Source organism: Pseudopedobacter sp. (assembly GCF_040392825.1).
Lineage (GTDB): Bacteria > Bacteroidota > Bacteroidia > Sphingobacteriales > Sphingobacteriaceae > Pseudopedobacter.
In genome coordinates this window covers 1-16,293 of the sequence record NZ_JBEBVH010000070.1, presented here as the reverse complement: position 1 = coordinate 16,293, position 16,293 = coordinate 1, and the positions used below count along the sequence as shown (strand labels likewise).

9 protein-coding genes and 1 pseudogene are annotated in these 16,293 nt (G+C 36.7%); 1 reads left to right on the top strand and 9 read right to left on the bottom strand.

Annotation, left to right across the window (positions count from 1 at the left end):
* The 5 genes from ABWO41_RS07050 to ABWO41_RS07030 form a co-directional block, all read right to left on the bottom strand.
* The coding region (locus ABWO41_RS07050; RefSeq protein ID WP_353135559.1) for a carboxypeptidase-like regulatory domain-containing protein at positions 1 to 733 on the bottom strand (733 nt) is incomplete at its 3' end.
* Entirely contained in the window at positions 705 to 884 is a 180-nt protein-coding gene (locus tag ABWO41_RS07045; RefSeq protein WP_353135556.1) for a hypothetical protein, read from the bottom strand. The genes ABWO41_RS07050 and ABWO41_RS07045, both read right to left, overlap by 29 nt.
* A 256-nt stretch (positions 885 to 1,140) precedes the next feature.
* The gene (locus tag ABWO41_RS07040) at positions 1,141 to 3,000 is read right to left on the bottom strand and encodes a RagB/SusD family nutrient uptake outer membrane protein (RefSeq protein ID WP_353135553.1); all 1,860 of its coding nucleotides are present in this window, start codon (positions 2,998 to 3,000) and stop codon (positions 1,141 to 1,143) included.
* Positions 3,001 to 3,011: 11 nt separating this feature from the next.
* A complete protein-coding gene (locus ABWO41_RS07035; RefSeq protein WP_353135550.1) occupies positions 3,012 to 6,128 on the bottom strand; it encodes a SusC/RagA family TonB-linked outer membrane protein in 3,117 nt (1,038 codons plus the stop codon).
* A gap of 247 nt (positions 6,129 to 6,375) precedes the next feature.
* A complete protein-coding gene (locus ABWO41_RS07030; RefSeq protein WP_353135547.1) occupies positions 6,376 to 7,053 on the bottom strand; it encodes a DUF3826 domain-containing protein in 678 nt (225 codons plus the stop codon).
* A gap of 159 nt (positions 7,054 to 7,212) precedes the next feature.
* Between ABWO41_RS07030 and ABWO41_RS07025 the strand changes: the two genes are divergently transcribed.
* Positions 7,213 to 8,088 carry an AraC family transcriptional regulator gene (locus ABWO41_RS07025; protein WP_353135544.1) on the top strand — a complete coding sequence of 292 codons (876 nt, stop codon included), beginning with the start codon at positions 7,213 to 7,215 and terminating at the stop codon, positions 8,086 to 8,088.
* 207 nt (positions 8,089 to 8,295) lie between these two features.
* Here ABWO41_RS07025 and ABWO41_RS07020 read toward each other — a convergent pair whose 3' ends face one another.
* From ABWO41_RS07020 to ABWO41_RS07005, 4 genes and pseudogenes are all read right to left on the bottom strand, one after another.
* Positions 8,296 to 11,808, bottom strand: coding sequence for a malectin domain-containing carbohydrate-binding protein (locus tag ABWO41_RS07020; protein ID WP_353135541.1), 3,513 nt, complete (start codon positions 11,806 to 11,808; stop codon positions 8,296 to 8,298).
* 318 nt (positions 11,809 to 12,126) lie between these two features.
* Positions 12,127 to 12,387, bottom strand: a complete 261-nt coding sequence (locus tag ABWO41_RS17240; protein ID WP_502945636.1) for a glycoside hydrolase family 95-like protein — start codon at positions 12,385 to 12,387, stop codon at positions 12,127 to 12,129.
* Positions 12,388 to 12,441: 54 nt separating this feature from the next.
* A pseudogene (locus ABWO41_RS07010) lies at positions 12,442 to 14,890 on the bottom strand (glycoside hydrolase family 95 protein); the annotation flags it as partial.
* A gap of 1 nt (position 14,891) precedes the next feature.
* The coding region (locus ABWO41_RS07005; protein ID WP_353135532.1) for a glycoside hydrolase family 28 protein at positions 14,892 to 16,293 on the bottom strand (1,402 nt) is incomplete at its 5' end.

Genomic DNA, 16,293 nt, shown 5'->3' with positions numbered 1-16,293 from the left:
AAGGTTTTCCTTGTTTACCCCTCTTTGTCGTAACCAACACAACCCCTTTTGCACCTGCAGCTCCATATATAGCAGCTGAAGCATCTTTGAGAAAGGTAAAGCTTTCAATCATCGATGGATCGAGATTGTCGAATGTACGGTCACCTACTGGCATTGTAATCCCATCAATAATATATAACGGTTCATCTGTTGCACCGTAGTTCGCTGCGGTTTCCGAAGCTGTAGAGTTCCGTATATTCAAGGTAATTGACGAACCAGGGCGACCAGAAACTTGATCTACACTTACCCCAGCAATACGATTCCTCATGGCTCCAGCAATATTTGGTGCCGGAATATCCATCAATTCTTCACCTTTAATAGTTGCCACCGACCCTACTAGCTCTGATCTCGTTTTTTCACCATATCCCACAACAACAACTTCATTCAAAGTAGAAGTAGATTCATTTAATACAACTGTAATATTTGTAGTTCCGGTTGCTTTTACTTCTTTGCTTTCAAAACCTAAAAAACTAAAAACTAAAGTTTCGTTTCCATTAGGTAAATTCAACCTAAATACCCCATTTACATCGGTAGCTGTGGATGTACGAGTTCCCTTAATAGTAACGACAACGCCGGGTAAAGGTTCACCCTTACTGTCTCTAACAGTACCTGTAACGTTAACAAAACGGGCAGCTTCTTTCCCGTATTTCTCCAGCTTTTTTTCCTTAGCTTCCTTTGCTTGAGCGCCTGGCATTAAAAGAGCGACCATTAAAGGCACATAAACCGCCTTTAATTTTTTGCTTTTTTTCTGCAGCCTTTGTAAAGATAATTCCATTGCTTTTCTCTTTTTCAAATGATTGATTTGGTTTATAATGATGGCATCCAAATATATTTTCGCCACTCATGAAGAATGACAATATCTGACGCTTTTGATTTTACACTCCGGTCTATAATCCTAATCTAGAACCAAGATACGAGGCTATTGTTTTGATTTATTGTACCATCTTATCAATAGTTTATAGTATGTTATTAAACAAAAAATACCTTACTTAATTTAAATAGGATTATTAATTTAAAGAACCGATAGACTACTATCCAAAGTATTCTCAAACAAAAAAGGAAGATTAAAAACCTTCCTTTTTTATAACTTGATAACTACAATTAATATCCGTTATTTCCAAATTCGGCTGAATTCGATATTGCATCCAGGAACGATTGAGGAATCGGACGTTTTGTATGTTTTGCTTCATTGAAGTTTTCCGAAACAATAGGGTTTGTAGACTGTAAATATGATTTAGTCAATCTGTTAGTACGCTTCAAATCATACCACCGTAAGTGTTCCCCTGTTAATTCTCTTGCTCGCTCTTTTAAAATAAAGTCGATATTCATATCCGCTGCACTTACTTCCATCTCGCCTTGTCTAGATATAACAGCCGCTCTCTTTCTTAATGTATTTATATATTGAACAGCTTTTGCCTGGTCGTTACTAGCTAACAAAGCAGCTTCAGCTGCTATTAAATAGACCTCACCTAATCGTAAAATTGGAATATCTCCTAACCAATATTGATTTGTATAAGCATATAATTTAGCAGAAAATTTCCTCATCGCCGGAAACATATTCATTAACCCTTCGCCTTTTGGATAGTCTGCCGCAACCTTATAGTCTCCATTTGCTTTAAATAAATCTGATGGATCTACAACCAAAGCTGGAATCAATCTCTTTTGTGAAACAGGAATCACCCAGTTTGGAGTCATTACAGCTAAGCCCTCATCCGAAGTCATATTTTGCTCTTCCTCCAGGCTAGCTCCCCATTCCCAAAAATAGTCGGGCCCTGTATAAGCCGCTACAGTATTTTTTATTTGATGATTCAGTAAAGATTGATCTTTGCCGTAAAGATCTATCATGCTCTGGGAAATGGACTTGTTAGAAGAAGCATAAAATTTGTACCTGAAAGTTTCCGAAAAACGCGTATCTGCCGGACTTTCAACTGGTTCAAAAACTTGTGTTAGTAGATATTTTGTAGGTTTAAAATAATTACTATTAGCTCTTCCATATAAAACGCTAGTCTCTCGTGTTCCCCATTCTGCACCTTTTCCTCTTAAATCCGGAAGATAATATTGACGTGTCCTCCCTCTATTAAAGTTTTCAGGATTACTGCCTGTTGGATCAACTGCCTGTACAAATAAAAACTCAGTATTATTTTTATTGTTACTTCCTTTCCAAAGTTTAGTATAGCCCGACTCAGTATTATCCGAAGTATAAAGACTAGCTTCGTAAGAAGCTGCATTATTGATCAGTTCCTCTGCTGTTTGCAAAGCTAACCTTCCATACTCTTGACTATCCCCCAATCTTGTTCTTTGTAAATAGGCTTTTGCCAACATAGCATACGCCGCTTTCTTGCTTATTCTACCCCTTAATTGTTGGTGTACTGGTAAATTTTCACAAGCGTATTTAAGATCGGAAATAATTAAATCGTAAAATTCCTTTTCAGAACTTCTTTTTGGCTTAACATCTACACCTTCTACAGCCGAAGATGTTGTTCTTAAAACTACATCTCCGAATTGTTCAACCAAATGAAAATTAGCAAATGCTCTTAAAAAATAGACTTCAGCTAATTTTTGTTTCAGCTCTTCTTCTCTATCATATCCCTTAACTGATGCAGAATAGTAAATAGCAGTATTACAAAAATTAATCATTGAATATAATCCGTTCCAAACAGTTGTTACTGTGCCTGTCTGAGTCGTGAGCGTGTTATTGTAGAGTGCCAAACCGTTTTCACTTGTACCATAGTTTACCCAAGAGTCGGTACCAGCTTCAGTTGGACCAATAAGGTCAACTTTACCATAAAAATAATATAAGTCCGTATAACAAGCATTTATTAATCCTTCAAAACCAGCTCGATCATTATAAGCAGTTTCGACAGACACGGTACTTGGGTTATATTCATCTAATTTGCAAGATGACAATATGTTTGAGACAACTAATAATGCTGCCAGATATTTTAACTGTTTCTTTTTCATCTGATTAAACATTAAAATGATAGATTAATACCAAAAACAAATTGCTTATATAACGGAAATTGATCTGATCCCCCAGTTTCCGGATCAATATCCCTCAATAGATGGCTTTTAGAGAAGATAATTGGATTATAAGCTGTACCATATATCCTGGCTCTTCCAATGCCTACCTTACTTAACATTTGTTTTGGCAATGTATAACCCAAGGTGATATTTTTTATTTTAAAATAGGATCCATCAACAAAAGTTAAAGCAGATTGATAGGTGCTACTTATTCCTGGAGTTAATTCTGGAGATGGGTAATCATTTGTGGGATTGGTTGGCGTCCAATAATTATACATAGCCGGTTGTGCCAATGTATTGTAATAACCTAGTATATCAGCATCAATCATCTGCCCGTATCTTGCTGTAACAAACACGCCTAAGTCAAAATTTTTGTAAGAGAAATTATTTTGTAGGCCTAACGTCCAATCTGGATTAGATTTTCCTAAAACCATTCTATCTGAAGCAGAATAGGGATGTATTCCGTTATCTGAAACACCATTAGCATCAAACTTCTCATTGGTGGCTAGTTTAATATCCCCTGGTTTTGCTCCATACTTAGCTGCTTCCGTAGCCTCGTCTGTTTGCCATACACCTATTTTTTTATACCCATAAAATGTTCCTATTGGCCTGCCAATAAACAAACCTTCTGAAACTAAGTCCTCTGCTGTTATACCATCTCCTAGATCAATTCCTAAAAGTTTTTCTTTCGCCTTGGTAAAAGTCAAAGCAGTATTCCACTTAAAATCTTTTTTAATAACATTGCGGCTATTAATAGCTAACTCAAATCCGCTATTTTTAGAGTCGGCAATATTGGAAAGCTTTGTATATGGATTTTTAGCATCTACACCACCGGCTGTGGTAGGCATCCTTCTTACATATAGTATACCTTCGGTCTTTGTCCTGTAATAGTCCATTACCACTTCCAACCTATCTTTAAAGAAAGACATATCTAATCCAATATTAGTATTATAAGCTCTTTCCCAAGTAATATCCTTGTTTCCCAAAGCAGCCTTTAATACATAAATAGGTAATATATTACTTCCTCCTAAAGTCATATTTAAATTACGAGACGTTACCTCAGTGTCCGTTTGATAGGCATTTACGTTCGCAGTCCCCGCGACACCATAGCCAGCACGTAACTTCATATTACTCAACCAGTCTTTTGTTGGTGACATAAAACCTTCATCGCTGATTCTCCATGCCGCAGCTACAGATGGAAAACTAGCCCATTTCTGAACAAGTTGAGATGCGCCATCCCAACGATTGGTTAAGGTAAGTAGGTATTTACCTTTATAACTATAGTTTAAACGTCCTGCGAAAGAAAGTTTCTTAGTTCCATAGAAAGATGATGATTTGGAAGTAATCTGCTGAAGAGCTCCGATATTATAGTAGATAAACTCATCGTAGTCCAAACCAGTACCTACAATCGAAGAATTTTCTCTTCGATTATCCTGCCATGAGCTCACTCCTGTTACTGTGAAATTATGATTTCTATTGAGTGTAAAATTATAATTAACAATATTTTCCCATATATAGCTATAACCTAAATTTGTTTCATAAGATGCTTCTTTAGGCTTATTCTCTATAGCTAAATTATAAGATCTTTCACTTGCAAAATATCCAGACCGCCCATTGCTAAATTGTGCGCCAAAATTTGAGCGAATACTTAAGTTCTTTATCGGAGTAATTTCAACATAAGGATTTATCTGCAAATTGAAATTCTTACCATTATTTACTAAGACTCCGGGCGCATAGTTTGCTATTAAAGAAATAGTTGCATCATCACCTTCTATTGGTTTAAAATTAACGGATCCATCTGGAGTATATGCTGTTCCCAAGGGATAAGTTGAGAAAGCTTTGTTTATTCTGCTATTGGTACGATTTTGATCTCTATAATTAAACGTAGATATAATTCCGACTTTAAACGCATCGCTGAATTTGTTGTCAGCTCCAGCCCTTACATTGTAAGTATTCAATTTATCATTTTTATATACACCTTCTTCTCCTATATAACCCAATGATAGATAGCCTTGAGTTTTCGCAGTGCCCCCTCTCACAGAAATATGATGATTTTGTTGTATACCAGTCTGGAAAGTAGATTCTGTCCAATCCAGCCACTGTTGACTCTCTATTGCATTAATTGCCGGAGTGGAAATATTAAGATCAGATAAATTGTTCGCATAAGAACCGTGAGTATTAAAATATTTATCTTGTTGATACTGCAACCAGGAGTCACCAATTAACGCTTTAGGATATTTAGACACCTCATTTACACCATAATAAGAATTCACGTCAATTTGAACTTTTTCTCCACTGGCTTTTTTAGTAGTAATAATAATAACACCATTAGCTCCTTCAGAACCATATATCGCTGTTGAAGATGCATCCTTTAAAACTTCTATCGATTCTATATCGTTAGGATTTAAACTGGTGATACTCCCTCCTGGGATTCCATCAATTACATATAATGGGGCCTCATTCGCAGAGATCGATCGTCTCCCTCTTAACAATACTGTTGGTTCCGCTCCAGATCTGCCATCGGTTCTCTGAATATCTAATCCTGCGACTCTTCCTTGTAAAGACTCCATAACGTTACTTACAGGATTTGCCGTAATTTCTTCGGATTTAACTGAAGAAACAGCTCCAGTTAAATCTCTTTTCTTTACTGTACCATAACCAATTACAACTACTTCGTCTAGTTTAGATATATCTTCTTCCAGTATGATATTCAAATTGCTTTGACCAGCAGCAGAGACTTCCTTTTTCTTAAATCCTAAATAATTAAAAACAAGGACTTCATTACCTACTGGTAAATTTAGATTATAAATGCCATTTTCATTTGTTACGGTCGATAAAGAGCTACCTTTAACCTGAATAATTACCCCGGGTAAAGGATTTCCGTCCTTGTCCTTAACCGTTCCTGTAACGTTGATAAATCTTGAATTAGCGATATTCGCTTTAAATAACATGTAGTTATTTGTATTGAAGTTTTCTGAATAGGCAAAACTCAAACCCGGTAAAAACACAGCCAAAAGAAAAGGGCAATAAACCAACTTTAGCCATGGCCTCTGCAAAAACACTTTCATAGTCCTTAGTCTATTTATTTAGATAATTTAGATTCTATTATTGATGTGACGTAAATGACAAACCTATACTTAAAAGGTTTATCTTCACTTAAGATATAGTATGCACCTCTGGGAGCATCGAATTAACACGTTACATTCCTCACCTTCCGTAATATTATATAGGCTTTTTTTTTATACTCAAATTTAAGAGGGGATTGACACCTTTTTTTATAGCATTTTCTCTATAAATTATACAATATTATCTTTATTACTTTTTATTGTTTTTCGCATTTTTAATGCGCTGTTGCCATTCCTCTCCCGCCTTCTTCATATTAATCCCCTGAGCTGATAAATAATTATTGATCTTACCTTTGTATTTTCCAAAAACATGATGTTTTTCCTTGGAACCAGCAGCATCCATCGCCAATTCTCGGGCTTCTGTTAAGTAAGATAATATTGTGCTTTTTTGCTCCTGTGTAAGCTGAGGCAACATTTCGTTATAGGCCTTTATTGTAATCGGTAAAACGCCATAAGTCATTCCGTCTTTAACCTGCTCCAGCTGAGCAGCATTCAATTGCTTCGAAAGCTTAGCTATATATGATTTGTGTATTTTTCTAAGTGCTTTATCCTCTTTTTGCTCATACTCCTTTATCTTTTCATCCCTAAGGTCTTTTTGAGTACTATATTTTGATTTGATAGCCTTAATATTTTCAGCTCTTCCGTCATGATGATTGCTTAAACTTCTATACTGATTCACTATAATATCTCTAACTTTATTATACTTACCCGAATCACTTATTCCCAGATTAGCAACTATTTTATCAGCTCTTACTGTGATGACTTTAGTATACTCATCTTCTTTTTGCTTTGCCGACTGACTAAAAGCCGTTTGCGCAAAGAAAATCAGAATGCACAAACCCATCACATTTTTCATTAACAACTTCATAATATTGACTTAATATTCTCTTTATCAAAGCTCCTGAAATGATGAGTAGCATTTTTATTACTTATTGCCTATTCCTTATAGGATATTATCATATTATATTTTTTGTATATTAGTGCTCAATTTTTCATTCTTCAGAATAAACTGTTAACACAAATTAATATGAAGCCATTATTTCGAAAGGTACCTGTGAAACTGGAAAGCTCTTTTACCGCCAGACACGATATTATGCCTAATTTTGGTAACATATGGCATTACCATGCAGAATTAGAGTTACATTATACTATTCGTGGTGAAGGTGTACGATTTATTGGTGATAATATCAGCAACTTTCACCCCGGAGAAATTATTTTAGTGGGAGAAAACCTATCTCATGCCTGGCGGTGTAAGGAAGAATACTATCAAAACAATCCGGATTATGAGATTGAAGCTATTGTAATACAATTTTTACCTGACTGTTTGGGAAAAACTTTCTTATCTATCCCAGAAGCATACCTGATTCCAAAACTGTATGAAAAAGCGAAAAACGGCTTAAAAGTTAAGGGCCAAACACAAAAGGAAATTGCTAAATTGATGAAGGAATGTGTTGAAACAGATGGCTTAGACCGGGTAATTGCTTTGTTAAAGATTTTGAAGACACTTGCCAAAAGCGAAGAATGCGATACTATTGTAAAAACACAAAGTGCATTTCTTCAATCTAACGAAGCGGACACCATACGCTTAAACAATGTATTTAATTATACACATAGTAATTATAAAAAAGATATCTCATTGGAAGAGATCGCCAATATATCTAACCTTAGCGTTACGTCTTTCTGCCGTTATTTTAAAATGATGACCAAAAAGACCTATTATGATTTCCTAATTGAAATACGTATAAGTCACGCTTGTCGCCTATTGGTTGAAAATAAACTTCCTACCGAGGTCATTTGTTTCGAATGTGGTTTTAATAATGTATCCAATTTCTACAGACATTTTAAAAAGGTTACCGGAATGACTCCGTTAGATTATAAAAAGAAGTACCTGAATAGAAACTGATGGAATTTTAAATGTTTAGTTTCTAATGTTGAAAAACCGCAAAGAATACTAGGATTTTCACAAAGTACGCGAAGTTCTTTTACTCTGCACTTTGTATACTTTGTGCATTCTTTGTGTACTTTGTGGTTAATCTACCAAACTTCGGTCTTCCGTCTCCCGACTTCGGACATCTCTATACTTCATACTAACTACCAGATACTGCGAAAACTACTGAACATCCAAACCATCCACATAAACATCTTTAGCGTCTATGGCTTTTAAACGGACTTTATAAGTTCCTGCATTAATCATCGTTCCGGTATTGGTATTGAAATAATTCCACTTTCCTTCTCTCGTTGGATCCAACTGGATGAGTTCCGCAGGCTTTAAAACCATTCCGTCCAAAGTCACTACTTCAACACTGGCGGTTTTAACTGCTTTAAATGGATTATGATATTTAAAAGTCAGCGAATAAACATCTGCCACACCAACTTTTATCTCAAATTCTATAATAGCATTATCTTTTCTAAAAATCAGCCTGTCTTGTTTTAAAAAATCTATTTTTTCAATTCCATCCCCTGGCTTTAAAGTATTGGCCTTATAGGTGGTTGCCGTTTTTAAATCGTATGCTGGTTGTAACCCGTTGATTTCATTAAAGAAAAGTATATAATTTGGAAAATCAAGTTTTTCAAAATTCAGTACTTCACCTTTTTCTGTACGTTTTACATAAACATTAAATTGTTCTCCTATATTGTTTTTAAACGATTCTTTGGCATCATCAAAACCTTGAGGAACATAAGCCTTAAAAGGAGTCTTTTTAATCGCCAGATAAACCGTTGTTTTTTCTTTCAGTTTTAGGCTGACATTTTCTTTTATAGCTGTATTTACTAAATATTCACTTCCAAATAATGCCGGAGTTAATGTAGAGAAGCTTCTATCTGCACTGTACCTGTTCCCTATGTCTGCCCATTTTTTTAGTACAATCTGACTATTCTCTTCCACAAAATCGCTAAAGACAGGTCTTGCCTTAATAACAGATTGATCTTTCGTAGCGATAGCAATGGCAGAAATTAATGCTTGCCCGGCTTTGACATTTGGAAAATGGATCATCAGTTTTCCATCTTTCGGCTTTGCTGAAATAACTTTCTTTAAAACCTGATCATGGCGGGCTTCTTTCCATATATCCAGATTTTTTATTTTTATTTCATCATTTACAGCAATGTCAAACAGTCTCCATTTAGAGGCACCTGTACCACCACCTGTTCCCAACCAGGGCTCTATAAAAAACAATTCAACCTGATATTCTCCATCAGGAACCTCAAATTCAAATTTCAATTCGTCTCTTCCATATCGGAATTCCTGAAATAATCCCCAATCTCTGGTATTCGAAATTGGGTCGAAAGTTCTTCGCTGACTGGCAAAGAATGTTGGAATTCCAGGAAAAGCATTTGTCCAGGAAGAAGATCCATAGGCATTAGAAGTTGTTTTTCTTCTATCGGCCAGCCATACATTTCCGAACTGATCGGTATAATCTCCTCCACCGCAATTATATCTATAGATATAATTCAAACCTGTTGTGGGTTTAATCAGTCCGCTGTCCTCAAAAGCATAAAGCGCTTCGAAATTCGGAGATCGCGTCAGATTGTTTAATACAAGCATATCTTTGGCTACAACTTTTCCGCCTACATAGCCAACCGCATAAAGTACATTGTATTTTATAAACACGTTATTAAATACGAAATGCTTTCCCAAGCCCGGATTTTTTTGTCTGGCTAAAACCGGTCCGTCAATATCATTCATCAGTGCTACCTCATCACAATTCGAATAAATATTGATATTATTCTTTACCCCGGCACTGTTCCAACGCTCCGGCCAGGTATGTGATGCTATATAAAGCATGGGTTCCTTTTGTTTGGATGCAAAGTTTGCTTTAAACATATACAATGCATCAGTCGGTTCTTCCCAGGGTGTTAATAAACCTTTATAGTTTACAGGACCAACTCTATCCAACTCGCGTAAACCCTCGCCGCCTTGTACACGTCCCGGATTATCGTGAGATGTCCACAACCAGAAATAATGGCCGGCTACTTCATTTTTCACCGAATCAGCCAAACGCACCTTGGTTTCCATAATATGTGTAAAACGGTCTTCGTTATAATCCTGCACATTTGGTAAATGCGGGCCTTCGGAATGTAAATCTAAAGTTCTCCAGGCACCATATTCTCCTACTAAAACCTGACGTTTCAAATCTTCCCCATAGGCAGCAGGCGAACCTCCGTAAGTTCCCGTCCAGTTTTGCGGGACGTCCCAGTCTGTTCCTTTTCCACCGTTACAGGTAGTCACTAAACGCTGTTTCGAAGCCGTTGGATCCAGACTTCTGATCAATTCTGTACATTCTCTGGCAAAATCTTCCGGAATAGTGCTTTCATTCTGTAATCCCCATAAAATAACCGATGGGCTGTTTCTTCTTTCCTTTACCCAATCTATTAAAAGGCTTTTAAAATTCTTTTTAAAAGCTGGATTATCGAACCATATATGTGCCGATAACTGGGTCCATAATAAAACGCCGTTGGCATCCCAAAATTCCTGGTAGCGCAAATTATGTGGCTGGTGCCCTTCTCTAAAAGAATTAAAACCTGCTGATTTCATTTGAGAAGCTCTCGAATAAACCTGTTCGTAAGAAAATGCGTGAGAATTTCCTATTAAATGTTCGTACTCTGCAATTCCATTCAGAAATACGGTTTTCCCATTCAGCATAAAGGTTTTCCCGCCATTCGGAGCCAATCCTAAAGGCCAGCTTACCCATCTGATGCCATAAGGTGTTTTTATCTCATCTATCACCTGATTATTTTCCAAAATCTGGGTTTTTAAGGTATACAGATATGGATTTTCCAAATCCCATAAAATAGGATTCGCTATTTTAGGAGACTGTTGTTTAACTACAAGTTGTTGTAATCCTTTTAAATTCTGTGTATGATTTAGTTGAAATACCGAATTTCCTTTGGCATCTAAAAAGCTCTGTTTAATAGTTACTTTTTTAGATTTCGATCCATAATTTTTAATTTCTGTTGTGAGATGTAAGGTAGCTTCTTTTTCCGAAATCTGCTCATCGTTCCAGATATGCACACCAAAAGGCTCAACCTTTACATCATTAGTTACGATTAATTGAACAGGACGAAAAATACCCATTGGTTGCGATCCTTCAGAAAAACCTCTTTCCGATGAACATCCACCATCTACCCAGGGCAAATCTCTGATCTCGGCCGGATGATCGGCTCTTACAGCCAAAATATTCTCCTGATTATTCAACAAAATTTCCTTTGAAATATCCAAAGTAAAAGTTGTTCTGCCACCGGCATGATAACCTACCTGTTTACCGTTTAACCATACCGTGGCGTAAGATCCTACTCCCTCAAAAAACAGGAAATATTTTTTATTGGTGTTTGGTTGATCTTCTATTTTGAACGTTTTCCTATACCAGGCATAACCATGTCTGTTTCCATGTAAAAGCCTTCTGTATCCTTCGTATTTATCCCAATTATGCGGAACGTTTACTTTCTTCCAATCTTTGTCATTAAATGATGCCTGATTAAAGTCGTTGTATTTTTCTTTATCAAAATCATCAGCAACAGTTTTCCACTCACTATTTAAGGAAATGGATTTCCTTATCTCTGCTGCATTAGATAAGTAAAAAGAAATTAATAAAAATATGCTGGTTAATCCGCTTCTCAATAAATTCATTTTCTATTTAAAGTAAAAATTCAAAAACCTTATGTTCTTTAAATTGTCTTCGCTTTTAATTGTTCTGGTTTGTTACGAGGCTTAATATGATATGTCGATTGAACCGAGAAACCAACAGATAGGGAGAACCACTCATCATTGCGTCATCCCGAACTCGATTCGGGATCCCATCATAAAAAGATTATTTGTATAATGAGATGCTGAAACAAGTTCAGCATGACTACCTTTTTAGCGTCATTTCAATCGCGAAAGCACTCATAAAGGAGATTTCTCCTCGTTCCCCGTTAGAAATGACGGCACTTATTATCATTACAGACATTATAATTCCTGCAAACTCCCATCAAAAACATAACTTACGCCTTTTTCAGTTTTAAACTCCTTTATCAAAGTTCCAACTTTCAAACGGCAAGTTCTTCCTGCCAAAGATTTAACCGTTAACTTTTGCAACTTGCCGTTTGACCACGAGAAATCCAGCTCAAAACCACCTCTTGCTTTCAGCCCTTTAACCTCACCCGTTTGTAAAGCCTGAGGCAAAGCGGGTAAAATTTCTATAAAAGAAGTATGACTTTGCACCAACATTTCTGCAATGCCCGCCGCTCCACCAAAGTTACCGTCTATTTGAAAAGGCGGATGTGCGTCAAACAGATTTGGATAAGATCCACCACTTTTCCCAGCCGGTGCCAACAACATCTGCATCATTTTGTAAGTATGCTCACCGTCTCTCAACCTCGCCCAGAAATTGATCTTCCACGCCAGGCTCCATCCGGTTCCATCATCACCTCTAAACTTTAAAGTTTGTTTGGTAGCTTCCAATAAATCAGGAGTCGTTTCCCAATTAATCTCATTTCCAGGATGCAATGCCCACAAATGAGAAACGTGACGATGCTTATCGTTTCTATCATCTACATCAACCATCCACTCCTGTAACTGCCCATACTTACCAATTTTATTTGGTAAAATTTGTTGTTTTTTAGTTTGGATTTCCTTTCTCAAATCCTCATCTAAACCTAAAGCCGCACTCACATTTACAAAACCATCAAATAAAGCCCTGATGATTTGATGATCCATGGTTGGACCTGCAACCAAACCACCATGCTCAGGCGAGTTCGACGGAGTGCTAATCAAACATCCGCTTATTGGATCTACAACTAAAAAGTCTTTATAGAATAGTACCGAATTTTTGATAATCGGATAATACTTTTTCAGAAAAGCTTGGTCTTTTGTAAAAGCATAATGTTCTAAAAGATGTGTTGTTAACCATGCACCTCCTGTTGGCCAAATCCCGTGATTGGAATTATTTATTGGTGCAGCTCCGCGCCAAATATCCGTATTGTGGTGTAGAACCCAGCCCGGAAGATTATAATAGTTTTTAGCTGTTTCGGCTCCACTTTTGGATAAATCTTCTATCATCCCAAAAAGTGGCTGGTGTAAATCGGAAAGGTTCAGCATTTCCGACAGCCAGTAATTCATTTCCACATTAATATTGCAAATTGGCCGGCTGTGTATTGGCTCTGGATGACGAGATCAACAAATAGCGTCCGTACTGAGCGTACAAAGCCAATAAAGCGGGATCATTAGCTGTTTTTGAAAATTCCCGAATGCGTTCATCTGTCGGTAAATCCTCTCTGGAATTTCCTCCAAAACTTAAACTGAAACGATTGTATAAACTTGTATAATCCTGTAGATGGTTTTGTTTTAAAGTCTGATAATCCAGATTTTCAGCAGATGCTAAAGTCTGTTGATTTTTAACAGATGGCTTTCCGGAAACATCCTGAAAATTCACAAAATTAGTTGCGGCAAATAGCATTAAAGTCGCTTCATCTGCACCTTCTACAACCAGCTGATTATTTTTAACACTTATCTTTCCATTCTTATTTTTTAAATGTAGAATACTTTCGCCAAACAGTGCTCCGTATTTAACTTTTACATCCAAAGCAATAGTGCGATCATCTATTTTACGAATGCTTTTTTGCGAATGAGGCGAATCAAAAGATGCTGTAAAAGTTACATTTTTCGGCTGATTAGCTTCCAGATGAATCACCAAAGTATTTTGAGGAGCATTTACAAAATACGTTCTTGTATAATTTGTTCCTTTATGGCTATAAGATGTTTTAGCCAGAGCGGAATTCAAATCCAGTTCGCGTTTATAGTTTGTATATTCCTGATGTTTAAAGTTCAGATAAATATCACCAAAAGGCTGATAACTTGCCTGATAAACCGCAGGAGCCGGAGGATTATCATCCTGAACCCAGTACTTCCAGTTTCCGTTTAAAGAAATTCCTTCTTTTACAGATTTCCCTTTCGGAAACACTCCTATATGTTGGGTGGTATCTTTATATCCTGAAATACCACCTTTATCAATAAAATTGATTACCTGGACAGCAACCATATTTTTTCCAGGCTTTAGATATTTAGCCGGAATAGTGTAATTTCTTTTTACGTCGTCTCTTTCTGAATGACCAACCAAATGCCCGTTTATATAGGTATAATCTACCTGTCTGATTTTATTTAAGTCCAGTATTAAATCCTGACCTTTCCAATTATCAGGCAGAGTAAACTGCGTTCTAAACCATAACGCACCATCCAGACCTTCTAAACCCAAAGTTTCCCAGCCTTCATAAGTCGGTACGTAAAAGCCTTTCCATGCTTTATCATTAAAACTAGCAGCGGCCGGTCCTTTCGGGTTCAGCCTCGTTTTCTCTATTTCTTTCAACCATGCTTCCTTATCTCCTGCTTCGCTTTTCAATCCCATAAACTCCTGCATAGCCAAAGCTTCAGCTTCGCGCTGCTTACCTTGCTGCAAAAGTGTTCTAATCTGCGGGAGATATTTATAAGCATCTGGTTTATTATAGTTTCGCGGACTTCCGGTCCATAAGGTTTCTTCGTTAAACTGGATTCTGTCTTGTGCCACACCTCCAAAAATCATGGCTCCGATTTTACCATTTCCAATAGGCAAAGCTTCTGTCCATTCTTTTGCAGGTTGTTTATACCACAAGACATTTTTTGATTGCTGAGCTTGAGAGACGAAAGTACTTCCCAAACCCAAACATATTAGAATCGCCTTTAACGCAGTTTTATTCATCTTATTTTTGGATATTTCCGGTTACCTGAATTTCATTTTTCACATCTGCAGCTTTATCTAAAACCTTAGCTACATTTTTCAGATTATTGTTTGTGATCACAATATCTTTAGATTGTTCGCCTTTTACAGAAACAAAAGTGTCTGTACCTGCAATAGGAAAAGAATTATGGATATAAACACCCTGAGTATTAGTTAGCTCTACCAAGGCAACTCCGGCTTTCGGCTCAAAAGTCCTGACACCGTTTACATTTACATTCGATACATTTTCGGTGGTGATGATATTTCCGCTTTTAGCATTTAGCTGAACATTGTTGAAGCTGATATCTTTGGAATTCTTAATCAGAAAGCCAGTATTCGCAGTCATGTTGACATTATTAAAACTGATATTTGAAATAGGTAATTCCTCTAAACCGTTCAGATAACCAGCTCTGTTTGTAGAAGCTGTAATATCACTAATGTGAATGTTTCTGAAAATTGGTGTTCTTTCGGAAATAGGCTCAGGATTGGTTTTTGCATACTGTAAATCCAATACAATTGCCTGATCTCTGATATTTCTCATAATGATATTGCTTACGCGGATATCTTCTACAACACCACCTCTACCTCTTGCTGATTTAATTCTAATTCCACGATCTGTACCATCAAAAATACAGTTAGTAATCGCTATATTTTTAACGCCTCCAGACATTTCACTACCTATTACCACACCTCCATGTCCGCGTAACATGGTACAATTGGTAATGGTATAATTTTCTGCTGGAATATTTACTTTTCTTCCAGAACGGTCTTTTCCGGACTTAATGGTGATACAATCATCACCAACCGATATATGACAGTTTGCAATTCTTACATTCCGGCAAGATTCCGGGTTAATACCATCTGTATTTGGAGAAGGTGGATTGTCTATTGTAATTCCATCCACTGTTACATTATCACAATATTGCGGGTTGATTGTCCAGAATGGCGAATTTTGAATCTTGATATCCTTAATCTGTACATTTTTACAGTTCATAAACTGGATAAAAGGCGGGCGTAGAAAACCTCTTTCAATCCAGCCCGGCAGATCCGGAGCCAACACATTCGGATTCAAGCGTTTAAATTCTTTTTGCCATTTGCTGTCTTCTGTTAATTTCTTTACTTCTACTTCAGAAAATCTCCACCAGTTTTTACCATGACCATCAATTAAACCACGACCAACAATCGCGATGTTTTCTACGTCTTTTGCATAAAACAACGGTGAAAAATTGATTACTTCTGTACCTTCCCATCTGGACGGAACCATTGGCAAGTAATGATCGAAATTATCGCTGAAATGCAGTTCTGCACCAGCATCTATAAAAATAGTGATATTGCTTTTTAAATGTATAGGACCAGTCAGATATTTTCCAGCAGGAAAATAAACC